We start from the raw sequence: 25,532 nt of genomic DNA, 5'->3' as shown, positions 1-25,532 counted from the left end.
TCGGGCGGTCACAACCGAAGCGCCGGGTCACGGACGGTCCCGTGACCCGGCGCTTTGTCGTGCGCGGGGTGCGTCACCGCCCCGACCGCCCCCCGGCGACCGGGGCGGACGCTCAGTGGCCCGCGGCCGGCCGCCGTCGGGCCGCGATGGCGGCCGGGTCCCAGCCGGGGCGGGGCACGGAATCCAGCAGCAGCCGGGTGTACGCGTGCTCGGGGGCGGACAGCAGCGTGGCCGTCGCGCCCTGTTCGACGATCCGGCCGGACCGCATGACGACCAGCGAGTCGGTCACCGCCCTTACGACGCCCAGGTCGTGGGTGATGAACAGGTACGCGATGTCCGTGCGGGCGCGGATCTCCGCGAGCAGGTTCAGTATCTGCGCCTGCACGGAGACGTCCAGGGCCGCCACCGCCTCGTCCAGCACCAGCACCGCCGGCTCCACCGCGAGGGCCCGCGCGATGGCGACCCGCTGACGTTGGCCGCCCGACAGCTCGCGCGGTCGGGCCGCCGCCTCCCGGTCGCCGAGGCCCACCTGTTCCATGAGTTCCGCGACCCGGGGCCGGGGATCGCGGTCGGGGAAGTGCAGCCGCAGGGTCTCGCGCACCGCCTCGCCCGCCGGGACCCGGGGGTCCAGCGACAGCAGCGGGTCCTGGAAGACCAGTTGTACCTCGCGGGCCCGGTGCAGTCGGGCGGCCCGGCCGCGCACCGACGGGGCCCGCAGCCGGCCCCGTACGAGGACCTCGCCCGCGTCGGCCGGCTCCAGGCCGGTCACGATCCGGGCCGTGGTGGTCTTGCCCGAACCGGACTCGCCGACGATGCCGAGCGAGCAGCCCGCCGGGACGCGGAAGGAGACGTCGTCGACGGCGCGCACGGCGCCGTAGGCGCGACCCAGGCCGCGGACTTCCAGTACCGCACTCACGAGAGCACCTCCGCGTGGTGACAGGCCACGCCGGAGCGCGGGGTCGGGACCTCGGCGGCGCACAGATCCGTGGCGCGGGCGCAGCGCGGGGCGAAGGCGCAGCCGGTGACGGTCGTGCGCAGGTCCGGCGGCCGGCCGGCGATCGAGGCGAGGGGTCCGGGGGGCGCGTCGAGGCGGGGGGTCGCCGCGAGGAGCGCCCTCGTGTAGGGGTGCCGGGGGTGTTCGAAGAGGGCGGCGGCGGGGCCGGTCTCCACGATGCGGCCCGCGTACATGACGTGGACCCGGTCGCTGATCGCGGCGGCGAGTTCCAGGTCGTGGGTGACGAACAGGAGCCCGCAGCCCTCGCGTTCCCGCAGCCGGGCGAGGAGGGCGATGGTCTCGGCCTGGGTGGTGGTGTCGAGGGCTGTGGTGGGTTCGTCGGCGAGCAGCAGCCGGGGTCCGGGCAGCAGCGCGGAGGCGATCATGACGCGTTGGAGCATGCCGCCGGACAGTTCGTGGGGGTACTGGCGCAGGACCCGGTCGGGCAGGCCCACCGCGTCGAGGAGTTCGGCGAGCCGTCCGTCGGGGACCTCGACGCCCGCGTGCCGCAGCCCCTCGGTGAGGAAGTCGCCGAGGCGACGCAGCGGATTCATTGCCGCGCGCGGGTCCTGGAAGATCATCGAGGCGGTGTGGGAGCGGAGTTCGCGGAGCGCGGCGGGGGCCATCGTCAGCACGTCCCGGCCGGCGACCCGCACCGATCCCGAGACCTCCGCGCCGGGCGGCAGCAGCCCGAGCGCGGAGCGGGAGGTGAGGGACTTGCCGGAGCCGGACTCGCCGACGAGGGCGACGGTCTCGCCGGCTTCGACGGTCAGGTCGACTCCGGCGAGCACGGGGCGCGGGAAGCCGGGCAGCGTCAGGTGGAGCCGTTCCACTTCGAGTACGGGGCTCATGCGGCGCGCCCCGAGACCCGGTCGGCGAAGCGCTCGCCGACGACGTTGAAGGCGACGACGGTGAGGATCACCGCGAGGCAGGGGGCGAGCGCGGAGAGCGGCGCCCCGTCGAGGATGGCGGACTGGCCGTCGTTGATCATGGCTCCCCAGTCGGGGGTGAGGGGTGGCACGCCGAGGCCGAGGAAGGACAGGGCGGCCAGGTCGAGGAGGGCGTAGCCGAAGTTGACGGTGGACTGGGCGAGGACGACGGGCGCGATGTTCGGCACGAGGTGGCGTACACAGATCCACGCCCCGGAGAAGCCCTGCACCCGGTACGCCGCGAGGTACGGCTTGCCGACCTCGGACAGCGCGAGGCTGCGGGCGAGCCGGCTGACGAACGGCGTGTACGCGAGGGACAACGCGACCATCGGGGCGATCAGCCCGCGCCCGTACAGCGAGACGAGCAGCATGGCGAGGAGCAGCCCGGGAAAGGCGAGCAGCAGTTCACTGGTCCGGGAGAGCAGGGCGTCGACCCAGCCGCCGCGCCAGGCGGCGGTGACGCCGATGACCACCCCGAGGAGGGTCGACAGGACGACGACGCCGAGCGGGCCGAGGAGTGAGGTGCGGGCGCCGACGATGAGACGGGAGAGGGTGTCGCGGCCGCTGATGTCGCCGCCGAGCGGCAGGTGGGGCGTGGGGTTGGCGAGCGAGGCCCCGAAGTCGACGGCGTTCGGGTCGTGCGGCGCCAGCCAGGGGGCGACCAACGCGACCAGCACGACGAGGACGGCGAAGCCGAGGCAGATCCGGTGGAGCCAGGCACCGCCGGCGGCCTTGCGGGCCTTGGTCCGCGCGGCCGCGGGCCGGAGCAGGAGTGCGGTCATTCGGAGCTCCTGGTGCCGAGCCGGACCCGGGGGTCGATGAGCGGGTGGACGAGGTCGACGGCGAGGTTGACCAGCACGAACAGCGCGATGGTCAGCAGGGAGATCGCCTGGACGACGGGGAAGTCCTTGACGGTCACGGACTTCGCGAGGAACTCGCCGAGCCCGCCGAGGCCGAAGGCGGACTCCACGAGGATCGTGCAGACCATCAGCCCGGAGAGGGCCAGACCGGCCTGGGTGACGACGGTGCCCAGCGCTCCGCGCAGTACGTGGCGGCGTACGACGGTGCGCTCCGGCACGCCGCGGCTGCGGGCGACGGTGACGTGGTCCTGCGCGAACTGCTCCAGCAGGGAGGCCCTGGTGACACGGGCGAGCACCCCGACGAAGGGCAGGGCCAGGGCCACGGCGGGCAGGACGAGGTGGTGGAGGGTGTCGAGGAAGCCGTCTCCGCTGCCGAGTACGGGGAACCAGCCGAGCCGGACCGAGAACAGTGACAGGAGCAGGATCGCGGCGATGAAGGACGGGGTGGCGACGGCGACCGAGGTGGTGATCAGGACGGCCTGGTCGGTGCGGCGCCCGCGCACGGCGCCCAACAGGCCGAGCAGCAGTCCGCCCGCGATGACGAGGAGGGCCGACATCCCGATCAGGGCGAGGGTGACGGGCATGCGGGAGGCGACCAGGTCGACGACGTCGGAGCGGTACTGGACGGAGGTGCCCAGGTCTCCCGTGACGACGCCGCCGAGCCACTTCCCGTACTGGACGAGGAACGGGTCGTCGAGGTGGTAGTGGGAGCGGATCGCCTCCAGTGCCTGGGGGCTCGCGCCGCGACCGCCGAGCAGGAAGGTCTCGGGACTGCCCGGGGCGAGGCGGATGGAGGCGTGCACGAGGAACGAGGCGACGAGGAGGGTGGCGAGCAGCTCGCCGATCCTGCGCAGCAGGAAGCGGACGAGATCGGGTCTCGGCATCACGGGGCCCCCACTTCGGCCGCCCAGGGGGCGTACATGTACGAGATGCCGGTCGGCGCGCCGGTGATCCTCTTGTTGAGGAACATCGGACCGGGGTACTCCGCCACCGGCAGGCACAGGGCCGCGTCGGCGGCCATCCTGGCGAGCCGGGCGGTCAGCACCCCGCGTCGGGCGGGGTCGTACTCGGCCGTCGCCCGGTCGACGAGGGCGTCGTACTCGGGTGAGCTGTAGCCGGCGTAGTTCTCGAACTGGCCGGTGCGGAAGTTGCTGTACATGGCCAGCGGGTCGCTGAGCGACAGGTAGTAGGTGAAGGGGAAGAGGTCGAGTCCCTTGCGCGCCTCGGGGTCGGAGAACAGCGCGGTGAAGGCGTCGGGTGCGACGGTGCGGATCTCCATGTCGAGGCCGATGCGGCGGCCCGCGTCCTGGACGGCGGTGGCGAGCAGGGCGACGTCCGGACCGAGCGGGCTGGAGGCGACGGTCACCTTCTTCCCGCGCGCGCCGGCCTCGTCGACGAGGCGTTTCGCCTCGGTCAGGTCCCGTTTGACGGGGGGCAGCGCGGCCAGTTCCCGGGCGACGGGTTCCTCGGGCATCCCGCGCCAGATGTCCTTGACCACCAGGGAGTTGGTGGGGGTGGCGGCGCCGCGCATCGCGCCCTTGGCGAAGCCCTCGCGGTCGAGGGCGAGCATCAGGGCGCGGCGCACCCGTACGTCGGAGAGGGTGCCGCCGAGGTCGGACACGGCGAGGTTGACGGTGGTGAGGCTCTGGCCCTGGTGGACGGTGCCGTTGTCGGCCGCGCGGAAGCGGGAGAGGGACTCCGGGGGCACGGCGAAGGAGCCGTCCACCTCGCCGGTGAGCAGGGCGTTGGTGCGGGCGGCGGAGTCGGGCAGGAAGACGAAGTCGACGTGGCCGGCCTTGGCCCGCTTGCCCCGGTAGCCGTCGAAGCGGTCCAGGCGCAGCGAGGCACCCTGTTCCCACTTGCCCAGTGTGAAGGGGCCGGTGCAGTCGAGGCCGCCGTCGGCGGTGCCGAACCTGCGGCCCTGCGCGCGCATGGTGGCGGCGTTGGCGACCGTCCCGGCGGAGTTCGCCATGGCCTGCGGGAAGAGCGCGTCGGGGGTCTTGAGGTGCACGGTGACCTGGAGCGGGCCGGTCTTCTCGACGGAGGCTACGTTCTTGAAGTCCTCGACCCAGTACGAGCCGAGTTCGGGGTCGAGGTGCCGGTTCAGGCTGGCCACCGCGTCGTCGGCGGTGAGGGTGGCGCCGGAGTGGAAGCGCACGTTCGGGCGGAGGTCGTAGACCCAGGTGGTGGGGTCGGGGTTGGACGCCTTCTCGGCGAGGCCGGGTTCCACGGTGAGCTGGGGCGTCCAGCGCATCAGGGACTCGCAGACGTTGGCGAGGACGGTGTTCTGCGGGTAGTCGAAGGCGTAGAGGTAGTCGAGCACGGGCGGTTCGGCGTACAGCGCCCAGGTGAACCCGTCGATGTCGCCGCGAGCGGCGGGTGTGGCGGTGGAGAGGTGTATTCCGGTGGTGTCGGCATCGCCGGCCGGGGCCGCGCAGCCCGCGCCCGTGAGGATCAGGGCGAGGACCGCGGCGGCGGAACCGGCCAGGCGGTGCCGTGAGGGGATCGGCATGCACGCTCCTTGGCGGAGTTTGGCGCTGGGAGGACCTGCTGGTCAGCGGGCCTGCGCGTCGAGGGGCTCGGTGAGCCGGCCGTACAGCTCGGGGCGGCGGGTCTGCATCAGTCCGAAGTCGAGCCAGTCGCGGCGCTGGTCGAGGTCGAGGTCGGCGACGAGGACGGCGGGCCGGTCGCGGGGGGCACGCAGCATGACACGGCCGTAGGGGTCGGAGATGAAGGAGGACCCGTAGAAGGTGGAGCGGCCCTCGGTGCCGACCCGGTTGGGAACGATCATGAAGAGTGCGTTGGCGAGGCCGTTGGCGCTGATCGCGTGCTCCCACATCGGCCGGGTGTCGAAGTCGGGGAGATCCACTTCGGAGCCGATGGCGGTCGGGTGGACGAGGATCTCGGCCCCGTGCAGGCCGTAGGCGCGCGCGAGTTCCGGGAACCACTCGTCCCAGCAGGTCGGGAAGCCGAAGTGGGCCCCTTCGAGGAAGGCCACCGGGAAGCCGCTGTCCCCGGGGCGGAAGCAGAGGTCCTCGCGGTAGCCGGGGAAGGCGGGGATGTGGTTCTTGCGGGTGCGGGCGACGAGCTTGCCGGCCGCGTCCACGCAGACCGCCGTGTTGTAGCCGAGCCCGCCGTCCTCGGCGCGCTCGTACAGGGAGGCGTGCACCGTGATGCCGAGCTCCCCGGCGAGTTCGGCGGCCAGGGCGACGGTGGGGCCGCCCTCCAGGTCTTCGAGGTGGCGGGCGGCGCCGTCAGCCATGGGGTCGTCGGTGTTGCAGAAGTACGGGCTGCGGGTGAGTTCGGGCAGGCAGACGACCTTGGCGCCCTCGGCCGCGGCGATGCGCACGCCCTCGCGCAGGCGCGCGTCGTGCTCGTCCTCGTCCGCGTACCAGCGCATCTGCACGAGGCCGACGCGCAGCGGGACGCGCTCGGCGGACTCCGTCCGGGCCGGGGACCCGAGCGGGGAGCCGTCGCTGACGAGGAGTTCGTACCCGGTGGGGGCGGGGGTCGAGTCGGTGCGCCGGCGCGCGGCGGTGGCGTGCGCGGCGGTGGGGGCGGATGCAGTGGAAGGGGAGGCCGCGGGCCGGCGCGCGGCGGTGGGGGTGCGGGGGGTGTCGGTGCTCATGCGTTCAGGTCCTTCGGGAGCTGCTGGGTGATGCAGTGGATGCCGCCGCCGCCGAACGCGAGGACGGGCGCGGGGACCCCGACCACCTTGCGGCCGGGCAGGGCCTCGGCGAGGACGGCGAGGGCGGCCTCGTCCTCGGGGGTACCGCCCACCGGCACCACACAGCCGCCGTTGGCGAGGTAGAAGTTGAGGTAACAGACCTCGACCGGATGCCCCTCGACCTCTCCGTGGGTGGTCTGCGGGACCGCGACGACCCGCAGGGCCCGACCACGGGCGTCGGTGGAGGCCTCCAGGACGGCGAGGTTGGCGCGCATCCGGGCGTGGTCGGGGTGGGCGGGGTCCTCGGGCAGGGAGAGGACCACGGTGCCGGGGGCGACGAAGGCGGCGACGCCGTCGACGTGCCCGTCGGTCTCGGTGTCCTCCAGGCCGCCGTACGGCAGCCAGATGATCTTCTCGACGCCGAGCCGGCGCTTGATCTCGTCCTCGATCTCGGCGCGGCTCATGCGCGGGTTGCGGTTCGGGTGCAACAGGCACTGCTCGGTGGTGATCAGAGTGCCCTCGCCGTCGACGGTGACGGCACCGCCTTCGAGGATCATCGAGGAGTGCGCGCGCGGGATGCCGAGGCGGTCCAGGAGGAGCGAGGCGAGCTTGTCGTCGGCGGTCCAGGGGTAGTGCTTCTCGCCCCAGGCGTTGAAGCGGAAGTCGACGCCCACCCGGTCGCCCTGCTCGTCATAGGCGAAGATCGGGCCGGAGTCGCGCAGCCAGGAATCGTCGATCGGCAGCTCGATCACCTCGATGCCGGGATCGTCGCCGAAGACGGCACGGGCCTCGTCCACCGAGTCGGCCGCGGCGATCATGATGACCGGCTCGAAGTCGGCGATGGCACGGGCCACTGTCGCGTACTCGCTCCGCGCCGCCTCGAAGGCCGGTCCCCACAGGGCGGGCCGGGTGGGCCACGCCATCAGGCAGGCCTCGTGCTCGGCCCACTCGGCGGGCATGCGCGGGTACGTCGGGCTCGGCGGGTACGTCGGGCTCGGCGGACTCAGCGGACTCAGCGGACTCATGGTGAGAGCTCCTTTGGTGCGGGTGGGGCTGGGCGGGGCGGCTTCTGTCGGGGGAATGGGGCGGGTATGCGGCGCTTCGGTCGGCCCGTCGATCATCCCCATGCATCCTGACTGAAATTTCAGTCAGGTGAACAGTGACTGAAAATCCAGTCAGCAACCCCGGTGGGAGCTATCGTGGGACCTGACTGAAAGGTCAGTCAAGAGGTAGGGACCGAAAGGTGCGAACAAGAGTGGCCGATCGCCAATCGTTGATCTTGGAAGCAGCCGTACGCGTGATCGCCCGCAACGGCGTCAGGGGACTGCGCGTCGAGGAGCTGGCGTCCGAGGCCGGGGTGTCCACGGCGCTGATCTATTACCATTTCAAGGACCGGGCCGGCTTGATCCAGCGGACCCTCGCCTTCATCAGCGACCGCGCCACCGGCTACACCGACGAGGCGCTCGACGACTCCGAGGACGCCCGGGGCGTACTGCTCCAGCTGCTGCTGAGCGAACTCCAGGACACCACCCGGGTCCGCGAGAACAGCATCGCCTGGGGTGAGCTGCGGGCCAGCGCGATCTTCGACACCGACCTGCGCGAGACGCTGGCGGACTCCACCCGCACCTGGAACCGGGACACCGCCGATTCGATCATGGATGCCCAGGTGGCGGGCCTCGCCGACCCCAAGGCCATCCCGCTGGACGTCGCCGAGCGGCTGACCGCGCTGGTGGAGGGGTTGAGCGAGCGCTGGCTCAGCGGTTCGCTGACCCTGGACCGCGCCCGCGACCTGATCGCGGGCGCGCTGGACGCGGAACTGGGCCCGCACCCCGGGAAGTGACGCGCCGCGCCGGCAAGTGACGTGCCGGGAAGTGACGCGCCGGGAAGTGACGCGCCGCGCCGGGTCGTTCGGGGAGCCACCGGCCCACCCCGGCGGCCCGGACGACCCGGACGGCCCCGGGGGCCCCGGCCACCCGGACGACCGGGCGTCGGAACGACCCGGCGACGGAACGCGAAACGGCCCCCGCCCCTCCGGCAGGAGGGACGGGGGCCGTCGGGGTCGTGGCGAGCACGACCCGCCGCTTCCGCTCAGACGGTCAGCGGGCGGATCGCGGTCGGGGCGTGGCCCGGCTCGGTCGCGAGCTCCTCGAACTCGGTGACGTCGCTCATGTCGACCGTCTTGCTCATCGAGATGTTGGTGACACGCTCCAGGATGGCCTCGACGACCACCGGGACGCTGTACTCGGCGGCGAGCTTCTTGGCCTCCTCCAGGGCGGCACCCAGCTCGTTCGGGTCGGTGACCCGGATCGCCTTGCAGCCGAGGCCCTCGACGACCTTGACGTGGTCGACGCCGTAGACACCCAGCTCGGGGGCGTTGATGTTCTCGAATTCGAGGTTGACCTCGAAGTTGATGCCCAGGCCGCCCTGCGCCTGACGGATCAGACCCAGGTAGGCGTTGTTCACCAGGACGTGGACGTACGGGATCTTGTGCTGCGCACCGACCGCCAGCTCCTCCAGCATGAACTGGAAGTCGTAGTCGCCGGAGAGGGCGACGACGGGGGTCTGCGGGTCGGCGGTGGCGACACCCAGCGCGGCCGGGATCGTCCAGCCGAGCGGGCCGGCCTGGCCGCAGTTGATCCAGTGGCGCGGCTTGAAGACGTGCAGCATCTGCGCGCCGGCGATCTGGGAGAGACCGATGGTGGTGACGTAGCGGGTCTCCGGACCGAAGGCCTTGTTCATCTCCTCGTAGACGCGCTGCGGCTTCATGGGGATGTTGTCGAAGTGCGTACGACGCTGGAGCGTGCCCTTGCGCTCCAGGTGCGAGGCGACCCAGGCACTGAAGTCGGGGAGCTTGCCCTCGGCCTTGAGCTCCTTGGCGACCTCGATGAAGATCTCCAGCGCGGCCTTGGCGTCGGAGGCGATGCCGAGGTCGGGGGCGAAGATCTTGCCGATCTGGGTGGGCTCGATGTCGACGTGGACGAACTTGCGGTCGCCGAGGTACGCGTCCAGGTTGTAACCGGTGTGACGGTTGGCCCAGCGGTTGCCGATGCCCAGGACGAAGTCCGACTCCAGGAACGTGGCGTTGCCGTAGCGGTGCGAGGTCTGCACACCCACCATGCCGGCGGCCAGCTCGTGGTCGTCGGGGATGACGCCCCAGCCCATGAGGGTGGAGATGACCGGGACACCGGTCAGCTCGGCGAACTCGACCAGCAGGTCGGAGGCGTCGGCGTTGATGATGCCGCCACCGGCGACGATCAGCGGACGCTCGGACTCCAGCAGGAAGCGGATGGCCTTCTCGGCCTGCTTTCGGGTCGCGGCCGGCTTGTGCACGACCAGCGGCTCGTACAGGTCGGGGTCGAACTCGATCTCGGTCAGCTGGACGTCGATCGGCAGGTCGATGAGGACCGGGCCGGGACGGCCGGAACGCATGAGGTAGAAGGCCTGCTGGAAGACACCGGGAACCTGCGCGGCCTCCAGGACCGTGGTCGCGGCCTTGGTGACGGGCTTGGCGATCGAGGCGATGTCGACGGCCTGGAAGTCTTCCTTGTGCAGCTTCGCGACCGGGGCCTGACCGGTGATGCACAGGATCGGGATCGAGTCCGCGATGGCCGAGTAGAGGCCGGTGATCATGTCGGTGCCGGCGGGGCCGGACGTACCGATGCAGACACCGATGTTGCCCGGGGTCGTGCGGGTGTAGCCCTCGGCCATGTGCGAGGCGCCCTCGACGTGCCGGGCGAGGGTGTGGTTGATGCCACCGACGTTCTTGAGCTCGCGGTAGAACGGGTTGATCGCAGCGCCGGGCACGCCGAACGCTTGCGAAACGCCCTCGCGCTTGAGGATCTCCACTGCAGCGGCGGCGGCTGTCATACGAGGCATCGAGTTCTCCTGCGGGTCTGGCGGTCAGGCTTTTCCGTAATCCGGAAGTTTTGTTCTGCTATACGGAACAAGCTAAGCGGCCACTCCGGGGCGCGTCAAGGCGCTTCGGCACCCCGGAACCCACCAAAAGCCGCTTCTCGCTCGGTGACTTGTACGAATGACCATGACGCGACGGCAAAACGAGGACGCGCCCGCGCCGACCGTCGCCGGTGGTGGACCATGGACCCACGCACAGCGACGAAGGGGGTCCGGTCTCATGGCGGAAGCGGTACCGGTGCGCTGTCCGACCTGCCGGCGCGAGAACGCCTACAGCGCGCCGGTCTTCCCCTGCGCCTGCGGGAGCCCGGTCGTGGCACCGCTGAACCTGGCGGCGCCGGCCGTGCCGCTGACCCGCCGCACCTGGTCGGACGGTTGGGTGGCGGTCCGCTGCGATGCCTGCGGGCGGGAGGGCGAGTGGCCGCGCCCGGAGGTGGGGTGCGGCTCGTGCGGGACCGTGGCCCTGATCGCGGTCCATCCGCCGGAATCCGTGGATCCCGACGCGCCCGACCCCGGCCCCGGGGAACGCGGCGAATCAGGGGCGCGGGACGACGTACGTACCGACGCGCGCGGACCCGCGGCGGCGGAGCACCCCCCGGCGGCGGACTCCCCGACACCTGCGGACCACCCGGCGGCGACGGACCTGCCGACGGCGACGGATTCCGCGGCGGCGGATCGGGCGCCGTTCCGGCCGGTGACCATCCGGACGGGTCGCGACGCGGTGGTCACGGCCGCCCTGTACCTGCGCTGGCTCGGCTTCCGTGACGTACCCCGACCCGACGGCTCTGCGATCCCCTCCGCGGCGGTGGACCTGCGGGCTCCCGGGGTGATCGCGCAGGTGGACCCGACGACCGTGCCGGCCGGACTGCGGGCGGTGGAGTGCGTGTGGCTGAACGGGCTCACGGCCTCGGCGGCGAGCGTCTACTTCTCCCTCGCCGGCTACACGACGCAGGCCCGCGAGCGCGCGGACCACCTGGGCATTCCGCTGTTCGTCATGGACCTGACGGGCACCCCGCAGCCGGTCAACGATCCGGCGGACCGGTTGATCGCCTCGGGAGCCTGAGCCTGAGCCTGAGCCTGAGCCTGCGGGAGCGGCTGCGGCTGCGGTTGCGGTTGCGGTTGCGGTTGCGGGAACGGTGCGGTGCGGGGCGGGGCGGGAGCGACCCTCGTCGGGTCACGGGTCAGGTGATCGACACGACCGGGAAGAGGGTGATCGGCGGCGTGGTACTAGGCTCGGAGACCTTGACCGCCCTTCCCGCCGAGGAGAGCCCGATGAGCCTGTACGACATTCCGCTGACCACCCTGGACGACGAGCCCACCAGCCTCGCGGCGCACAAGGGCAAGGCGATCCTGCTGGTGAACACGGCCTCGCAGTGCGGCCTCACCCCGCAGTACTCGGGTCTGGCCCGGCTGCAGTTCGCGTACGAGAAGAAGGGGTTCACGGTGATCGGCGTACCGTGCAACCAGTTCGGCGGCCAGGAGCCCGGCACCGCGGACGACATCCAGACGTTCTGCGCGACCGGCTTCGGGGTCACCTTCCCCATGCTGGAGAAGTCCGAGGTCAACGGCGAGAACCGGCACCCGCTCTACGCGGAGCTGGTGAAGTCCCCGGACGCCGAGGGTGAGGCGGGGGACATCCAGTGGAACTTCGAGAAGTTCCTCATCTCCCCGGCCGGCGAGGTCGTCGGCCGCTTCCGGCCGCGCACCGAGCCCGAGTCCCCCGAGATCGTCGCCGCGATCGAGGCACAGCTGCCCGCGTAGCCACTCGTCTCGGGGCGCGGGGCGCGGGCGGTGAGGACCGGGCGCGGGGGCGCGGGTATCGCCGGCGGGAGCACCTGCGCGGGTATCGGGCGCGGGGCGCGCGCGTGAGGACCGGGCGGGGGCGCCGGCCGGGGTGGGACGTGCCGGCCGGCGCCCCGGCTCGGCTCAGTCCAGGTCGGCCTCGTCGTACTCCGCCCCGGACCCGGCCTCGGTGAGCTCGCGCAGCTCGACCCGACGGATCTTGCCGGACACGGTCTTCGGCAGCTCACCGAACTCGATGCGCCGGACCCTCTTGTACGGGGAGAGCACCGCCCGCGAGTGCTCGAACAGCACCCGCGCCGTCTCCTTCCCCGGCTCCCATCCGGCGGCGAGCGTGATGTACGCCTTCGGTACCGCCAGCCGGAGCGGGTCCGGGGCGGGGACCACGGCGGCCTCGGCCACGGCCTCGTGCTCCAGCAGCGCGCTCTCCAGCTCGAACGGGCTGATCTTGTAGTCCGAGGCCTTGAACACGTCGTCGGCCCGCCCCACGTAGGTGAGGTAACCGTCGGCGTCGCGCGCGGCGATGTCCCCCGTGCGGTAGAGCCCGTCCGCCATGGCCTCCGCGGTGCGCCCCGGGTCGTCGCGGTAGCCGGTCATCACCCCGGCGGGACGGGTCCGCAGGTCCACGCAGACCTCGCCCTCCCGCTCGGACTCCTTGCCGGTGACGGAGTCCAGCAGCACGATCTCGTAGCCGGGCGCCGGACGTCCCATGGAGCCGGGCTTGACGGGCGCCCCCGGGAAGTTGCCCACCTGGAGGGTCGTCTCGGTCTGGCCGAAGCCGTCGCGGATGGTCACGCCCCAGGCCTCGCGGATCCTTTCGATGACCTCCGGGTTGAGCGGTTCACCCGCGGCGACCGCCTCGCGCGGGGGATTCCGGAGCTTGGTGAGGTCGGACTGGATCAGCATCCGCCAGACGGTGGGCGGGGCGCAGAAGGTGGTCACGCCTCCCCGGTCCATCTCGGCCATCAGCCGCTCGGCGTCGAAGCGCGTGTAATTGTGGACGAAGACGGTCGCACCGGCGTTCCACGGCGCGAAGAGGTTGGACCAGGCGTGCTTGGCCCAGCCGGGCGAGGCGATGTTGAGGTGGACGTCGCCGGGGCGCAGCCCGAGCCAGTACATGGTGGAGAGGTGCCCGATCGGGTACGAGGCGTGGGTGTGCTCGACGAGCTTGGGACGGGCGGTGGTCCCCGAGGTGAAGTACAGCATCAGCGGGTCGCCGGCCAGGGTCTCCGCGTCCGGGCTGAAACTCCGGTCGGCGGCGTGGAAGTCCGCCAGTCGCAGCCAGCCGGCGGGAACCTCCGACCCGGCGGGGACCTCGGGGCCGGTCCCGGGGCCTGTGGTGGCGCGCGGTCCGGCGGTGACGCGCGGTCCGGCGGCGATCCGGGTGTAGGTACCGGGCACCTCGTCGAACTTCCCGGTGTCCTCGGCGCGCGCGATGACGTGCCGTACCCGGCCCCGTTCGACCCGGTCGCGGAGGTCGGCGGCGCCGAGCAGCGGGGTGGCGGGGATGACCACGGCGCGGAGCTTCATCGCGGCGAGCATGACGTCCCACAGTTCACGCTGGTTGCCGAGCATGACCAGGATCCGGTCCCCCGCCGCGACGCCTTGGGCGCGCAGCCAGTTCGCCGCGGCTCCCGAACTCGCGCTCAGCTCCTCGAAGGACACGCCCTCGCTCGTTCCGTCCTCCTCGACGATGCGCAGGGCGTCGGCCGGGTTTCCCCGGGCGATGTGGTCGAACCAGTCGAGGGCCCAGTTGAACCGCTCGGGGCGGGGCCAGGTGAACCCGGCGTGGGCGGCCTCGTAGTCCCCGCGGCGATCGAGCAGGAAGTCCCGCGCGGCCAGGAAGGTGTGGGTGGCGCTGTTCTCCGTCATGAGAGGCATCGTGCCGCGCCGGACGCGGACACCACCAGGCCGCCGTCAGCCCCGGATTGACCCGAAGCGCACGGCGCCCGTACCCGTACCCGTACCGGCGGGAGTGTCGGCCATGTCGGCGAGCAGTGCCTCCCCCTCGGCGACGATCTCCTCCTTCCGCGCCCGTGACACCGGGCCGAGGAGTTCGAAGAGTTCCACGGTCAGCACTCCGGCGTCCGCCGTCCACAGCCCGCCGAGGAAACCGTCCAGGAGCAACACGCGGTGGGGCTGGTTGCCGGTCCACGTACGGCCTTTCAACTCCGGGGCGATCACCCGGGACCGGTCGGCGTGGGAGAGCAGCAGGTTGTCGAACTCGGGAAGGAACCGCGGCGGGGCCGCCGTCCCGGCATCGGGCCTCGGCGCGTCGGGCAGGTCGAACAGCTCGACACCGTTCTCGTCGCGGAAGGTGAGCAACCGCGGCCGCAACCGCTCGAACGACTCCTTCAGCCGGGTCAGCCCGGCCCAGGTCTGCATGTCCTTCACCGAGGCGGGCCCGAAGGCGCCGAGGTACCGGAGCACCACCTCGTCGACGCCCCGCCCCTCGCCCACACCTTGCGCCTCCGCCACGTCGCCCCGCACCTCCCCGTCGCCCTGCGCCTCCCCGACCGGCCGCTGGAGCCAGTTCTCCACGGTCGTGAGCCGTACCTGCCCGCTGCGCCCCCACACCCCGCGAGGGGTGACCTGTACGAGCGGCAACAGACAGCGCGCTGCGACGGCCAGGGACTGCGGATCGGCCTCGGGCCACTCCTTGAGGAGCTCCTCCCGGATCTCCCCCATGGTGCGCGGCTCGGCCTCCACCAAGGCACGCGCTTCGAGGGCCAGCCGGTCCAGGTCCACCCCGACGAGACCCTTGCGGAACTGGTTGACCTCACGGTCGCGCGCCGCCTGGACCAGCGGCCGAAGGATCAACGCGTCGTCCGCGGTGTGGGTGTGGATGGTCGAGCGCATGGTGACCATCCGAACCACCTCGCGGGATTCCATCAGCCCGGCCAACTCGGCGGGCCTGAACCCGGCGAGCCGGGCGTGCAGCTGGAAGTACGGCGGTTTGACGTTCTGCGCCTGGAGCCCGAGGAGATGCTCGACGGCGTCCCGCGCGGACATCTCGGCGCGGCTCAGCAACAGCTGGCGGGCCAGCGTGGCACGGTTCAGTGCGCGGGTGTCGAGTACGGGAGCGGTTCTGGAAGCCATGGCAGCACGCTAGCCGTGCTTGCGGACAGGAACGGTCCGCAACGTCATGGACCATTCCTCCCTATATCCTTCCCCTCGCCCCCACACACGCGTCCGACCGACCACGGGAGCTGAGCTGCGATGCCGGAGCGCCCACACCGCCGTCCCTCCACGCCGTCGGACGCCGCATCCTCCCCGCCGGGTCCCTCGCGGTCACCCGGCTCACCCGGCTCATCGGGCTCATCGGGCTCATCGGGCTCGTCGGGCTCGTCGGGCACGTCGGGCTCGTCGGGCTCGTCGTCGAGGCGTACGGGGTGGCTCCGCCCCTCCTCCCCGGCTGGCGCCCCGCCCACCACTCCCCCGGCGTCGGCGTCCGCCCCGGACCCCGCGTCGCCGGAATCGACACCCCCGAACCACCGCAGCGTGATCGACTCCGCCGTCTACCGCGACGGCCGCCGGGCCGCGTCCCCCGCCACCCTCGCCGACACCTTCCGGCAACTGCGCGAACAGCCCGACGGCATGGCCTGGATCGGCCTGCACCGCCCGACAGAGGCCGAACTCCACTCCCTTGCCGCCGAGTTCAACCTCCACCCGCTGTCCATCGAGGACGCGCTGGAGGCACACCAACGCCCCAAGCTGGAACGCTACGGCGACACCCTCTTCGTCGTCCTGCGCGCCGCCCGCTACCTGGACGCCCTGGAGGAGGTCGACTTCGGCGAGCTCCACGTCTTCGTCGGCCCGGACTTCCTCATCACGGTCCGCCACGGCGCGGCCCCCGACCTCTCCGCCGTCCGCCGCCGAATGGAGGAGACCCCCGACCTCCTCTCCCTCGGCCCGGAAGCCGCCCTGTACGCCATCCTCGACGCGGTCGTCGACGGGTACGCCCCGGTCGTCGAGGGCGTACAGAACGACATGGACGAGATCGAGACCGAGGTCTTCCGCGGCGACCCCGAGGTCTCCCGCCGCATCTACGCGCTCTCCCGCGAAATGGTCGAGTTCCAGCGCGCCACCCGCCCACTGGTCGGCATGCTCCACAGCCTGATGGCTGGCTTCGCCAAGTACGGCACCGACGAGGAACTCCAGCGCTACCTCCGCGACGTCGCCGACCACGTCACCCACACCAGCGAACGCGTCGACGGCTTCCGCCAAGCCCTGACCGAAATCCTGACGGTCAACGCCACCCTGGTCTCCCAACAACAGAACGCCGAGATGCGCGCCCTGGCCGAAGCCGGCTTCGAACAGAACGAGGAGATCAAGAAGATCTCCGCCTGGGCCGCCATCCTCTTCGCCCCCACCCTGGTCGGCACCATCTACGGCATGAACTTCGAGACCATGCCCGAACTCCAGTGGGCGGCCGGCTACCCCTTCGCGATCCTGCTGATGGCGGTCGTCTGCGTCAGCCTGTACGTCATCTTCAAGAAGCGCGACTGGCTGTAGACCACACAGCAGCACCATTGATCAACTTAGCTCCTGCGAACGATGAGAAGTAGCCCGCAGGACCCCCTGGGGAGAATCTGGGGAGAATCCGCAGCCCGCCTATGCCGGGCGCTCCCCCGCACCTTGGGGTTGGCCCTCCCGCACCGCCGACCACCTTCGACGGCACGCGATTGCGGAGGGGAACGACAACGGGTGGCACAGCAGATGCTGTGCCACCCGTTGTCGCGACCAGGCCTGTCCAGTCTCCCCCGACGACTACAAGCCGGCAGTCGTCCAACAACCTTGCCCGTAGGGCGACGATGTCCGACCCCCTGTCTAGCCTGTCTCCGTGAAGCCCACCGATGACCGACAGTTCCCCGCCGCGCTCGCCACTGCGATGGCCGTTCGATTCGACTACGCCGACGGGAAGACCGGGGTCGACTTCGAACCCTTCCCGGCCTTCCTGTCCGCTGCCGAGACCACCGACTGGTTCCAGGCATGGACCGGCAACAGCGAACTGGACGGCAACGACTTCCGCGTGTTCGGACAGGACGGCACGGGCGGGTACGCGGCGATCTGGCTCATCCGCCCGAGCCACCCTCTGGCCGAGCAGCCCATCGTCTTCCTCGGCTCCGAGGGCGAGACCGGTGTCGTAGCACGCGACCTGGGCGACTTCCTGTGGCTCCTGGCCGACGGCTTCGGCCCCTGGGAAGCCGCCACCTCCTACGAGCCCGACTGGAAGGCGCGCCCCAATCCGCAGCTGGCAGCCATCGCCGAAGGATTCGCACCACACCAGCGCCGGTCGGCGGCGGCCGTGATCGAGCTGGCGGCCCAGGAATTCCCCGACTTCGACGACACCATCATGGAACTCTGCCGCTGAACCCAGCGTCGTCACCTGCACGACCAGCCGGAATCACGGGAATGACGGAACGCTCAAGTCACCGCGCCCCTCTGTCGCGTTCGAGCATCGCTGTAGCCTCTGGCCATGAAGCACGGGGAAGGCGGGGACGCGCTCGTTCTGGAGGCCCGCGAGATGCTGGCCGCCGGACAGGGCGAGGAGGAGGTCTTCGCCGAACTGGCAGCGCGCACCGGTGACTGGGACGCCTGCGCGTTGGCCCTATGTCTGGCCCTGGGAGTGTCCCGGCCGGACGCCGAAGCTCGAATCCACGAGGCACGGCCCCTCTTCGACGAGTTCGAGGCGGGAGAGGAAGACATCGTCGCCATGCTCCTCGCCTGTGGGCACGTGTTCGTCGTGGACCAAATGCTGGACGGTCGCGGCGAGCGGATCCGCAACCTGTTGTGGACTGCCGCCTGCGCCCGCGGAGGCCTTCCTGGCGGCATGATCCCCTGGTTTCGAACCGGGGAGCTCACGAAGATCTTCCTGCTCTTCGCCCAGACCCGGTTCCGGGACGGGCGGGGCTCACCTCCCGAGTTCTGGGCGGCCATGGTTACGGCCGGGGAACTTCTGGCGACCGAGGACAGCCCGGACCAGGCGGAGGTAACGGCGGGGCTGGAACATTGCCGGGCGCAGGCGACCGCTGTCGGTACGGGCTCTCAGATGCTGCCGTGAGAGGAGACGAGGCCCTCAGGTACGTACTCGGGCACCGTGCCGAGCAGTGCGTCGATGGCCGCGCGCCCCTTGCCGCCGGCCTCCGGCATGAAGTGGGCGTAGTGGTCGAGGGTGATGGTCGGACTTGAGTGACCGAGCCACCGGGCGAGCGTCACGATGGACTCGCCCGCTTCGAGGAGGACCGAGGCGTAAGTGTGCCGGAGCACGGGAAGCCGTCCTTGCGCGAAGCCTTAACCCGGGCCGCAGGCCATAACCCGGACCGCCTCCTCGCAGAAGCCACGCGGCTCCGGGAGCTGGACAGCGCCACCTCCGTCAGCGACGTCCTCGTCTGGCGTCTCCGCCGTCTCGCGCACCTTCCTGCCGATCCCACTGCATCGCTCCCCCGGCACGCGGCGACCACACAACCGGCTCCGAAGGTCACAAACAACGCCTCCCGCCGGCGCTGACGCCAGGACGTGTCCGTCCCTACATAGCCGACGATCCCCGGTCAGCCAAACCGGGGATTTTCCGGAGCATTGAAAACATCACCACCGGCCCCATCCCGTAAGGAACCCCCGCATGCCCGAAACCGAACTGCGCATCGAAGTCATTGCCCTGCTGTTGGACGCGGACTTCAGGCTCCGACCCGACACCAACACCTGGTCCCACAGTGACGGGCGCCCCTTCACCCAGGCCGAACAGACGACCGCCTTCCAGGCCACGCGCGCCGAACTCGAGGCCGTGGCAGCACTGACCGCCCGCAACGCCGCGGCCGCCCTCGAACAGGACAAGGCCGTGCAGGCCCTCACCAAGCTCGTGCTCTCGTACTTCGCCCGGCACCCCGAAGCCCGCATGGTCATGGACGTACTCCCGCACATGACAGAGGAAGACCGCACCGAGTACGAGCGCCTGTGCGCCATCGCCGCTCCGGATGGCGGCATATACCTCCCCTATGAAGACTGACGGGCCCTGAACAGCACTCTGCGACCGGTGACCGGGTACCTCCCGGTCACCGGTCGCAGGCGTTCCCGATGCGCAAGTCCGGCAGGCCTTACCCACTGGCAGTCGCAGGATCAGTGGTGGGCGGCCCCTGCCGCCAGCAACGGAGCCAGGAGGTCGACGGCTTCCTCCCAGCGGAAATGGTCAGCGCCGCCGCCGGACTTCGGGCGGTGAGGCTCGTAGCTGCCGACCAGAACACCCATCTCGCGCAGCTCTGCGAGGCTCCGCTGGTACGCGCGGTGGGCCGCGAGGGCGGTGTTCACGTAAGGCAGGACGGCGGTGGGGATGCCCATGCCCGGAGCCTCGCAGAGGATGCCGAGGGCAAGGTTGTCCGCGAAGCCGGCCGCCCACTTGTTGACCGTGTTGAAGGTGGCCGGGGCTACGGCGATCGCATCGGCGGGCGGGAAGGACCGTGCGTCGCCGGGCGCGCGCCAGGCAGAGCGAACGGGGTAACCGGTCCGCTCCTCGATCGCGGCAACGTCGAGGAAGGGAAGCCCCTGCGGGGTCGCGACGACGCCGACGTCCCAGCTCCGCTCGTGCGCGGCGTCGATCAGCTTGCCGACGTCGCCCGCGTTCCCCGCCGCGCAGACGACGACGTACAGGAAGGGCTTGGGCTGCGGCTCGGTCACGCGGGTACTCCCAGTCGGCGGCTGAAGTGGTGGAGCTCTGGCAGCGTACGCCGACGGTCGCGCGCCGCCATGTCGGCGACCAGGTCCCGGACGGCTGGGCGCCGTACCTCCTGGGCTGCGCAGGTCTCCGCGATCCGCAGGGCCTGGTAGCCGTCGGCGAGGCGGCCCTGCTGTGCGTAGGCGCGGGCGGCTTCCACCCACAGGGCGGCCCGACGCTCGGGAACCGGGATGTGGCGGCGCATGAGCGGACGGGCGATGTCGATGGCGACGCCCGCGTCGCCGAAGGAAACGGCCGCGCTGACCTCGTGGAGGGCCACGTTGGTGGGGCTGAAGTTGGCCCAGGCGTCGGGGTGGTCCAGGGCGACGTACTTCGCCACCGCCTTGGCCTCGGCCAGGAACTCAGCGGTGGCAGCGCGGTCCCCGGCCCTGCTGGCTGCCGTGACTCCGCGCCGTAGCAACAACCCCAGCACGGAGAGGTGGTGGTGGGGCTGCCGGTCGTACGCGCCGGCGAGTTGTGAAGCCGTGTGCTTGATCAGTGTGACGGCCTGGCCGGCGTGCTGTTCGCGGACCAGGACGTGCGCGTGGAGGCGGACGCTGGCGGCGAGGACGAGCGGATCACCTGAGCGTTCGGCCTCGGCCATCGCGCGCCCGACGGCGAGCCACGCGGTGCCGGGGTCCGCAGGCAGCCCTGCAACGGCTGGGCATCCCCACCGCGGTACGGGAGGACGTCCTCCTGGTCGACGGGAGCGCCGCCCGGCCGACGGGCCATCCCCTGCGCGCCATCGCCACGCTCGCCGTCGGCGGCCTGGACGCCGATTTCGAACCTCCCCTGATGGCACTGGCCCTCGGCCAGCCCGGGACACACCTGTTCTCCGACTCCATCAACCCCGGCCGCCACGGAAACCTACTGCCCCAGCTGGCCCGGCTCGGCGCGAAGATCGAGGAGATCTCCCCCACCGAATGCCGGCTGACCGGCCCGCAACGCCTCACCGGAGCCGGGGTAGAGGCCACCGACATCCGCACCGGCTCCGCGCTGATGGTCGCCGCCCTGACCGCCCGCGGCATCACCACCCTCGGCGGAGTCGACCAGCTCCGCCGCGGCCACGCCGACCTGCCCGGCAAGCTCCTCCACCTCGGCGCCGACATCTGCGAGGTCGCGCCATGACCACGGCCCGTTCTCTCCGACAGATCATGGCCACCACCGACGTCCACTCCGCCCTCGGTACCGGCGGCCCACTGCTCGGGCACCTCCACCAGTCGCGCACGGACAGCCTGCTGGTGGACTGCGGCGACTTCTTCGAGGGCACTGGGTACTACCGCCTCGGCGGTGGCGGGCTCGAACGGGACATCCTGCTCGCCCTGTACGACGTCGTCGCTCCCGGGAACCACGGCTGGCCGCACTACTTCGAGCCGGGCCTCCACCAACGGACCGTATGCGCCAACGTCGTCGAGGACTCCAGCGGCAACGCGCTCTTCCGCCGTCTGCGCATCGTGGACATCGCAGGCCGACGGACGGCCGTCACGGCCGTGATCGGCCAGCAGGCGTTCAAGTCGATCCCGGTCGGGCAGCGGTCCGGCCACCGCGTCACCGATCCAGTCCACGCCCTGCGCGAGCTGATGCTCGCGCACCACCACAAGGTCGACTCCTGGGTCCTCCTCAGCCACTCCGGCTTCGAGCAGGACCTCCAGCTCGCCGAGGCGTGCCCCTTCCTCGACGTGGTCTTCGCCGGCCACTGCCACAGCGAACACACCGGACCCGAACGGGTCGGCAGCACCCTCGTGCTCAAGGGCCAGGAACTCGCGGTCGGCTACGCAGTCGCCGAGCGCTCCCCCGAAGGCTGGGTCGGACGGACCGCCCGTTTCCCCGACACCTCGGGATCCGTCCTACCGACCGAGCTGGCCTCCGTCCGTCAACAGATCGCCTCCATCGACGCACAGCTGGCCGAGCCGCATGGACGTCTCGTCGCGCCCCATCGGAACAAGCCGCTCGACCGCCGCGCTCTGCTCCGCGAACTGGCCGACCGGCTGCGCAGCGGACTGGGCAGCGAGGCGGTCGTCCTCAACGAGACCGCGGTGCGCACGACGCTGCTGGGCGAAGTCCTCACCGCGGGAGACTTGCTGGCCATCGACCCGTTCGACAACAACCTGGTCGAGGCCCAGGTCGCGCCGGCCTTCCGGCATGACCCCGCTGCCCTGCTCACTCACCTCACCGAGCAGGCCGGACCCCTGATTGCCTCCCCCGATCCGCTCCCCGTCGGTCTGACGAGCATCCTGACCACCGACTACCTCGCCGACACCTGTCTCGACAGCCGAGCCCACCCCGCCGGCCTCAGCCTCGGATCGGCGATCAAGAGCATCCTGACCAACGGAGACGACCAGTGATCCTCACCGGACCCGAGATCACCTCCGCCTCGAAGGACGGACGGCTGCGCATCTCCCCCTTCATGCCGACCCAGGTCAACCCGAACAGCTATAACGTCCGCCTGGGCGGGACCCTGCTCACCTACACCAACGAGGTACTCGACGCCCACCGGCCGAACCCCACCCGCCGCACAGAGATCGGCGACGACGGCCACGTCCTGCAGCCCGGCGAGTTGTACCTCGGCCACACCCTGGAGGAGGTGGGATCCGACCTCTTCGTCCCCCTGCTCTTCGGCCGTTCCTCCGTCGGCCGACTGGGGCTCTTCGTCGAGATCACCGCACCCATCGGTGACATCGGCTTCCACGGCCAGTGGACGCTGATGCTCACCCCGACCCGCCCCGTGCGCGTCTACGCCGGGATGAAGATCGGGCAGATCATGTTCTTCGTCTCCGAGGGCGCCATCGACCTGTACGAGGGCAAGTACCAGGCGGCCTCAGGGCCCCAGCCTTCCGCGTACTGGCGTGACCTCGACGCCACGGCGGTGACCTCGTGATCCTCACCGGACCGGCCATTGCCGCCGCCCGCGAGGTGGGCCGCATCACCATCGACCCGTACGACCCGAACCGCCTGTCCCCAAACGCGTACGACTGGCGCCTGGGCAGCACGCTCCGCGTCTGCGAGGGCGACCTCGACGCCGCCAGTCCCACCGCCTTCTCCGAACTCACCCTCCCCGACGACGGGTACGTCCTGGAGCCCGGCCACCTCTACCTCGGCCACACCCTGGAGCGGACGGGCTCCGAGTCCTACGCCCAGCTCCTCAACGGCGACCGGACCACCGGCTCCCTCGGCATCTGGGTCCACGTCTCCGCGCCGCTCGGGCACCAGGGCCATGCGATCCGCTGGACCCTGGAGATCCGAGCCACCCGCCCCGTACGCGTCCGGCCCAGCATGACCTTCGGCAAGCTCGTCTTCCTCCGCACCCACGGCTCCCCCGCCAGCTACCAGCAGCACGGCCTCAAGTACCGCACCAGCGAGGGCATCGAGACATCACGCCTCTACGAGGAGAACCCCGGAGGCCGCCGGTGAACCGCGTCATCGCCACCGCCCTCGACCTGCCGTTCCCCAGCCCCGGCGGAAGCGTCGAACTCTTCCTCGACCTCTACGCCGGCACCCAACCCGCGATCCCCGCCCGCGCCTTCATGCTCGCCCCCAACGGCGCCCGGCCCCACCCCCCAGCCGGCATCGACCTACTGCACGCATCCGGCAAGTGCCTCGACGGCTACGCCTTCAGCCGGTACGTCACCAACCTGCGCCACGCCATGACGGCCGCCATCGACCCGCACCAGATCAGCGTGCTGCACCTGCACCACCTGGCCTTCGGCGCCACTCCCGCCCTCCTGCGGGCCCTACCCGCCCACCCCCGGATCGCTTTCGTCCACGGCACCGACCTCCTGCACGCCGAGAACCACACCACGCAGCTGCGCGTTCTCCGCGAGACAGCCTCCGCTGCCGACGCGATCGTCGTCCCCACCGGCGCCATGGCCGACCGCCTGCTCAAGCTCGCCCCCAAAACGGACAGGCGCAAGATCGAGAAGATCCCCTGGGGCATCCCCGACCACCTCCTGACCAGCCCACCACGCCAGCCCGCCCGACGCCCCACCAGCCACCTGCGGATCCTCTTCGCAGGCCGCCTCAGTTCCGAGAAGGGCCTCGAACCCCTCCTCCAAGCCGTCGCCGCCACCCGCTCGGTCGAGCTGAGCATCGCCGCCCCGCGCGCCCAGTTCCTCGACCTCGCCCCGGTCATCCGCCAGCTCGGCGTCCACGTCCGCTACCTCGGCTGGTTCCGCCGCGCCCAACTGTGGAGGGCCTTCGCCGACCACGACGTACTCGCCGTGCCCTCCACCACCCTGGAGGCCATGGGTCTCGTCGCCCTCGAAGCCCAGGCCTGCGGACTCCCCGTCCTCTACCAACCCGTTCCCGGACTCAGCGAAGCCCTCTCCGGCACCGGCCTGGCCACCGACTTCACCAACCCCACCACCGCCGCCCACGACCTCCACCGCCTGCGCACCACGCCCGGCCTCCTCGAAATGCTCCGGGCATCCGGCCGCACCAACGCCGCCCGCTTCCCACTCACCGCCACTGCCAAGGCCATCACCGACCTCGGGCGGCGGCTCGCCTGACACCCCCCGTGGCGCAGCCGGCACCACCCCGCCCCCATCACTAACCTGGCCAGCGGACCACCCGCGACCCACGACGATCGGGAGACCATGACCCACACCACCGACCGGATCGAAGACCTCCTCCAGACCGGCGTCCGCGACGAGGTCTACCCCGGCGCGGTGTGGGCGGTCGGGAACGCCGACGGCATCCAGGCCAGCGGAGCCGTCGGCCTCCTCGACCCGGACCGCCCGGACGAGCCGATGCGGCTGGACACCGTCTTCGACGTCGCCAGCCTCACCAAGATCCTCGCCGTCTGGTCCACGATCGGCACCCTGGTCGAAGAGGGAAAGCTCCAGCTCCACACCCCACTGGGAACCTTCTGGGACGAAGTCGCAGGCCACCCCCTCGCCCGGGCCACTGCCCACCACCTGCTCACGCACACCGCCGGCCTGCCGTTGCGCGCGAACCTGAAGAACCTCTACGGCACCGACCCCCAGGACATCCGCGACGGCGTCCTCCACGAGTCCCTCCACCGCCCGCCCGGCGAGGCCGTCGAGTACACCGACCGAGCCGCCCTCGTCCTCGGCTACCTCGCCGAACACCTCTCGGGCCAGCCCCTGGACCAGCTCGCCACCGACCGCATCTGGAACCCCCTGGGCATGACGCAGACCCGCTTCGGCCCCCTCCCCGATGCCGAGGCAGCCCGCTGCGCCCCCACCGAGTACGACGAGACCACCGGCACCCACCTCAAGGGCACCGCCCACGACTTCTCCGCCCGCCTCCTCGACGGCGTCTGCGGCATCGCCGGCACCTTCTCGGCCCTCGACGACCTGGCCCGCTTCCTCCGCCACATGCTCGTCCCTACCCAAGCAGCCTTCGGCCCAGCCTGGATCAAGGGATCCCTCCGCATCGAGACTGGCGACCTAACCCCCACCCGCGGCCTCTTCTGGCACCCCGCCCCCGGCACCACCTCGGCCGAGGACCTCTGGGTCCACTACGGCTTCACCGGCACGGGTATGTGGATCAGCCCAGCCCAGGACCGCTGGGCCGTCCTCCTCACCAACAAGCTCCGCTTCAACCGCGATCGGGAACCCCTGACAGCGATTCGGAACGGCTTTCGTAGCACCGCGCTTACTTACCCAGCGCAGCCTTGATCGCCACCGCTTGCGCCCACCGT

23 protein-coding genes and 3 pseudogenes are annotated in these 25,532 nt (G+C 71.1%); 13 read left to right on the top strand and 13 right to left on the bottom strand.

Going from position 1 to position 25,532, the window contains the following annotated elements:
- Window positions 1-112 precede the first annotated feature (112 nt).
- The 7 genes from OHA84_RS28065 to OHA84_RS28035 are packed head-to-tail and all read right to left on the bottom strand — an operon-like array spanning window position 113 to window position 7,475.
- Window positions 113-916, bottom strand: a complete 804-nt coding sequence (locus OHA84_RS28065) for an ABC transporter ATP-binding protein (RefSeq protein ID WP_266969205.1) — start codon at window positions 914-916, stop codon at window positions 113-115.
- Window positions 913-1,845, bottom strand: coding sequence for an ABC transporter ATP-binding protein (locus OHA84_RS28060; RefSeq protein WP_266950470.1), 933 nt, complete (start codon window positions 1,843-1,845; stop codon window positions 913-915). Before OHA84_RS28060 ends, OHA84_RS28065 begins: the two co-directional genes overlap by 4 nt.
- Window positions 1,842-2,705, bottom strand: coding sequence for an ABC transporter permease (locus OHA84_RS28055; RefSeq protein ID WP_266969207.1), 864 nt, complete (start codon window positions 2,703-2,705; stop codon window positions 1,842-1,844). Before OHA84_RS28055 ends, OHA84_RS28060 begins: the two co-directional genes overlap by 4 nt.
- Window positions 2,702-3,667, bottom strand: coding sequence for an ABC transporter permease (locus tag OHA84_RS28050; RefSeq protein WP_053676837.1), 966 nt, complete (start codon window positions 3,665-3,667; stop codon window positions 2,702-2,704). Before OHA84_RS28050 ends, OHA84_RS28055 begins: the two co-directional genes overlap by 4 nt.
- Window positions 3,667-5,295 carry an ABC transporter substrate-binding protein gene (locus tag OHA84_RS28045; protein WP_053676779.1) on the bottom strand — a complete coding sequence of 543 codons (1,629 nt, stop codon included), beginning with the start codon at window positions 5,293-5,295 and terminating at the stop codon, window positions 3,667-3,669. The genes OHA84_RS28050 and OHA84_RS28045 overlap by 1 nt, the downstream gene beginning before the upstream one ends.
- 42 nt (window positions 5,296-5,337) lie before the next feature.
- Window positions 5,338-6,411 carry a nitrilase-related carbon-nitrogen hydrolase gene (locus OHA84_RS28040; RefSeq protein ID WP_266969210.1) on the bottom strand — a complete coding sequence of 358 codons (1,074 nt, stop codon included), beginning with the start codon at window positions 6,409-6,411 and terminating at the stop codon, window positions 5,338-5,340.
- Complete coding sequence (locus tag OHA84_RS28035; RefSeq protein WP_266969212.1) at window positions 6,408-7,475, bottom strand: agmatine/peptidylarginine deiminase; 1,068 nt, start codon at window positions 7,473-7,475, stop codon at window positions 6,408-6,410. The genes OHA84_RS28040 and OHA84_RS28035 overlap by 4 nt, the downstream gene beginning before the upstream one ends.
- 230 nt (window positions 7,476-7,705) lie before the next feature.
- On the opposite strand from OHA84_RS28035, the gene OHA84_RS28030 reads away from it, so the two are divergent.
- Window positions 7,706-8,290, top strand: a complete 585-nt coding sequence (locus tag OHA84_RS28030) for a TetR/AcrR family transcriptional regulator (RefSeq protein ID WP_053676778.1) — start codon at window positions 7,706-7,708, stop codon at window positions 8,288-8,290.
- Between the two features lie 248 nt (window positions 8,291-8,538).
- Here OHA84_RS28030 and gcl read toward each other — a convergent pair whose 3' ends face one another.
- The gene (gene gcl, locus OHA84_RS28025; protein ID WP_199826470.1) at window positions 8,539-10,326 is read right to left on the bottom strand and encodes a glyoxylate carboligase; all 1,788 of its coding nucleotides are present in this window, start codon (window positions 10,324-10,326) and stop codon (window positions 8,539-8,541) included.
- A gap of 256 nt (window positions 10,327-10,582) precedes the next feature.
- On the opposite strand from gcl, the gene OHA84_RS28020 reads away from it, so the two are divergent.
- Together OHA84_RS28020 and OHA84_RS28015 are read left to right on the top strand one after the other, a co-directional pair.
- Window positions 10,583-11,425, top strand: coding sequence for a hypothetical protein (locus tag OHA84_RS28020; RefSeq protein WP_266969215.1), 843 nt, complete (start codon window positions 10,583-10,585; stop codon window positions 11,423-11,425).
- Window positions 11,426-11,634: 209 nt separating this feature from the next.
- Entirely contained in the window at window positions 11,635-12,123 is a 489-nt protein-coding gene (locus tag OHA84_RS28015) for a glutathione peroxidase (RefSeq protein WP_053676835.1), read from the top strand.
- A gap of 165 nt (window positions 12,124-12,288) precedes the next feature.
- Here OHA84_RS28015 and OHA84_RS28010 read toward each other — a convergent pair whose 3' ends face one another.
- Window positions 12,289-14,034, bottom strand: coding sequence for an AMP-binding protein (locus tag OHA84_RS28010; protein ID WP_266969217.1), 1,746 nt, complete (start codon window positions 14,032-14,034; stop codon window positions 12,289-12,291).
- Window positions 14,035-14,079: 45 nt separating this feature from the next.
- Window positions 14,080-15,261, bottom strand: a complete 1,182-nt coding sequence (locus OHA84_RS28005; RefSeq protein ID WP_266969219.1) for a winged helix DNA-binding domain-containing protein — start codon at window positions 15,259-15,261, stop codon at window positions 14,080-14,082.
- A 402-nt stretch (window positions 15,262-15,663) separates the two neighbouring features.
- Here OHA84_RS28005 and OHA84_RS28000 point away from each other — a divergent pair, with 402 nt between their 5' ends.
- The 3 genes from OHA84_RS28000 (at window position 15,664) to OHA84_RS27990 (ending at window position 18,226) form a co-directional block, all read left to right on the top strand.
- Window positions 15,664-16,677, top strand: a complete 1,014-nt coding sequence (locus tag OHA84_RS28000; protein WP_266950461.1) for a magnesium and cobalt transport protein CorA — start codon at window positions 15,664-15,666, stop codon at window positions 16,675-16,677.
- Between the two features lie 328 nt (window positions 16,678-17,005).
- The gene (locus OHA84_RS27995) at window positions 17,006-17,536 is read left to right on the top strand and encodes an SMI1/KNR4 family protein (protein ID WP_266950460.1); all 531 of its coding nucleotides are present in this window, start codon (window positions 17,006-17,008) and stop codon (window positions 17,534-17,536) included.
- A gap of 105 nt (window positions 17,537-17,641) precedes the next feature.
- Complete coding sequence (locus tag OHA84_RS27990) at window positions 17,642-18,226, top strand: hypothetical protein (RefSeq protein WP_266969222.1); 585 nt, start codon at window positions 17,642-17,644, stop codon at window positions 18,224-18,226.
- Here OHA84_RS27990 and OHA84_RS27985 read toward each other — a convergent pair.
- A pseudogene (locus OHA84_RS27985) lies at window positions 18,211-18,455 on the bottom strand (site-specific integrase); the annotation flags it as partial. The gene OHA84_RS27990 and the pseudogene OHA84_RS27985 sit on opposite strands and share 16 nt — an antisense overlap.
- A 329-nt stretch (window positions 18,456-18,784) precedes the next feature.
- Here OHA84_RS27985 and OHA84_RS27980 point away from each other — a divergent pair.
- Window positions 18,785-19,168: a hypothetical protein gene (locus OHA84_RS27980; protein ID WP_266969224.1), complete on the top strand. Its 384-nt coding sequence runs from the start codon at window positions 18,785-18,787 to the stop codon at window positions 19,166-19,168.
- A 110-nt stretch (window positions 19,169-19,278) separates the two neighbouring features.
- Here the strand turns inward: OHA84_RS27980 and OHA84_RS27975 are convergent, their stop codons facing one another.
- Together OHA84_RS27975 and OHA84_RS27970 are read right to left on the bottom strand one after the other, a co-directional pair.
- On the bottom strand, window positions 19,279-19,833 hold the full coding sequence (locus OHA84_RS27975; protein ID WP_266969226.1) for a flavoprotein: 555 nt from the start codon (window positions 19,831-19,833) through the stop codon (window positions 19,279-19,281).
- A pseudogene (locus OHA84_RS27970) lies at window positions 19,830-20,513 on the bottom strand (transcriptional regulator); the annotation flags it as partial. The pseudogene OHA84_RS27970 and the gene OHA84_RS27975, both read right to left, overlap by 4 nt.
- A 2-nt stretch (window positions 20,514-20,515) precedes the next feature.
- Here OHA84_RS27970 and OHA84_RS27965 point away from each other — a divergent pair.
- From OHA84_RS27965 to OHA84_RS27940, 6 genes and pseudogenes are all read left to right on the top strand, one after another.
- Window positions 20,516-20,998 (top strand): annotated as a pseudogene (locus tag OHA84_RS27965) (UDP-N-acetylglucosamine 1-carboxyvinyltransferase); the annotation flags it as partial.
- Window positions 20,995-22,215 carry a bifunctional metallophosphatase/5'-nucleotidase gene (locus OHA84_RS27960; RefSeq protein ID WP_266969228.1) on the top strand — a complete coding sequence of 407 codons (1,221 nt, stop codon included), beginning with the start codon at window positions 20,995-20,997 and terminating at the stop codon, window positions 22,213-22,215. The pseudogene OHA84_RS27965 and the gene OHA84_RS27960, both read left to right, overlap by 4 nt.
- Window positions 22,212-22,748 (top strand): dCTP deaminase, encoded by a 537-nt coding sequence (gene dcd, locus OHA84_RS27955; protein ID WP_266969230.1) that lies wholly within the window; start codon window positions 22,212-22,214, stop codon window positions 22,746-22,748. Before OHA84_RS27960 ends, dcd begins: the two co-directional genes overlap by 4 nt.
- Entirely contained in the window at window positions 22,745-23,281 is a 537-nt protein-coding gene (locus OHA84_RS27950) for a deoxycytidine triphosphate deaminase (RefSeq protein WP_266969232.1), read from the top strand. Before dcd ends, OHA84_RS27950 begins: the two co-directional genes overlap by 4 nt.
- Window positions 23,278-24,375 carry a glycosyltransferase family 4 protein gene (locus OHA84_RS27945; protein WP_266969234.1) on the top strand — a complete coding sequence of 366 codons (1,098 nt, stop codon included), beginning with the start codon at window positions 23,278-23,280 and terminating at the stop codon, window positions 24,373-24,375. Before OHA84_RS27950 ends, OHA84_RS27945 begins: the two co-directional genes overlap by 4 nt.
- An 87-nt stretch (window positions 24,376-24,462) precedes the next feature.
- A complete protein-coding gene (locus tag OHA84_RS27940) occupies window positions 24,463-25,509 on the top strand; it encodes a serine hydrolase (protein ID WP_266969236.1) in 1,047 nt (348 codons plus the stop codon).
- Window positions 25,510-25,532: the final 23 nt, after the last annotated feature.

The organism is Streptomyces sp. NBC_00513 (assembly GCF_041431415.1).
In the GTDB taxonomy this organism is placed as follows: Bacteria; Actinomycetota; Actinomycetes; order Streptomycetales; family Streptomycetaceae; genus Streptomyces.
This window is presented reverse-complemented; position numbering and strand designations above follow the sequence as displayed.

Excerpts from the sequence above, each read along its gene's own strand:
- OHA84_RS28060 (WP_266950470.1), bottom strand. The coding sequence starts at position 1,845 with ATGAGCCCCGTACTCGAAGTGGAACGGCTCCACCTGACGCTGCCCGGC.
- OHA84_RS28055 (WP_266969207.1), bottom strand. The coding sequence starts at position 2,705 with ATGACCGCACTCCTGCTCCGGCCCGCGGCCGCGCGGACCAAGGCCCGC.
- OHA84_RS28050 (WP_053676837.1), bottom strand. The coding sequence starts at position 3,667 with ATGCCGAGACCCGATCTCGTCCGCTTCCTGCTGCGCAGGATCGGCGAG.
- OHA84_RS28045 (WP_053676779.1), bottom strand. The coding sequence starts at position 5,295 with ATGCCGATCCCCTCACGGCACCGCCTGGCCGGTTCCGCCGCCGCGGTC.
- OHA84_RS28040 (WP_266969210.1), bottom strand. The coding sequence starts at position 6,411 with ATGAGCACCGACACCCCCCGCACCCCCACCGCCGCGCGCCGGCCCGCG.
- OHA84_RS28035 (WP_266969212.1), bottom strand. The coding sequence starts at position 7,475 with ATGAGTCCGCTGAGTCCGCTGAGTCCGCCGAGCCCGACGTACCCGCCG.
- gcl (WP_199826470.1), bottom strand. The coding sequence starts at position 10,326 with ATGCCTCGTATGACAGCCGCCGCCGCTGCAGTGGAGATCCTCAAGCGC.
- OHA84_RS28020 (WP_266969215.1), top strand. The coding sequence starts at position 10,583 with ATGGCGGAAGCGGTACCGGTGCGCTGTCCGACCTGCCGGCGCGAGAAC.
- OHA84_RS28015 (WP_053676835.1), top strand. The coding sequence starts at position 11,635 with ATGAGCCTGTACGACATTCCGCTGACCACCCTGGACGACGAGCCCACC.
- OHA84_RS28010 (WP_266969217.1), bottom strand. The coding sequence starts at position 14,034 with ATGACGGAGAACAGCGCCACCCACACCTTCCTGGCCGCGCGGGACTTC.
- OHA84_RS28005 (WP_266969219.1), bottom strand. The coding sequence starts at position 15,261 with ATGGCTTCCAGAACCGCTCCCGTACTCGACACCCGCGCACTGAACCGT.
- OHA84_RS27990 (WP_266969222.1), top strand. The coding sequence starts at position 17,642 with ATGAAGCACGGGGAAGGCGGGGACGCGCTCGTTCTGGAGGCCCGCGAG.
- OHA84_RS27980 (WP_266969224.1), top strand. The coding sequence starts at position 18,785 with ATGCCCGAAACCGAACTGCGCATCGAAGTCATTGCCCTGCTGTTGGAC.
- OHA84_RS27960 (WP_266969228.1), top strand. The coding sequence starts at position 20,995 with ATGACCACGGCCCGTTCTCTCCGACAGATCATGGCCACCACCGACGTC.
- OHA84_RS27940 (WP_266969236.1), top strand. The coding sequence starts at position 24,463 with ATGACCCACACCACCGACCGGATCGAAGACCTCCTCCAGACCGGCGTC.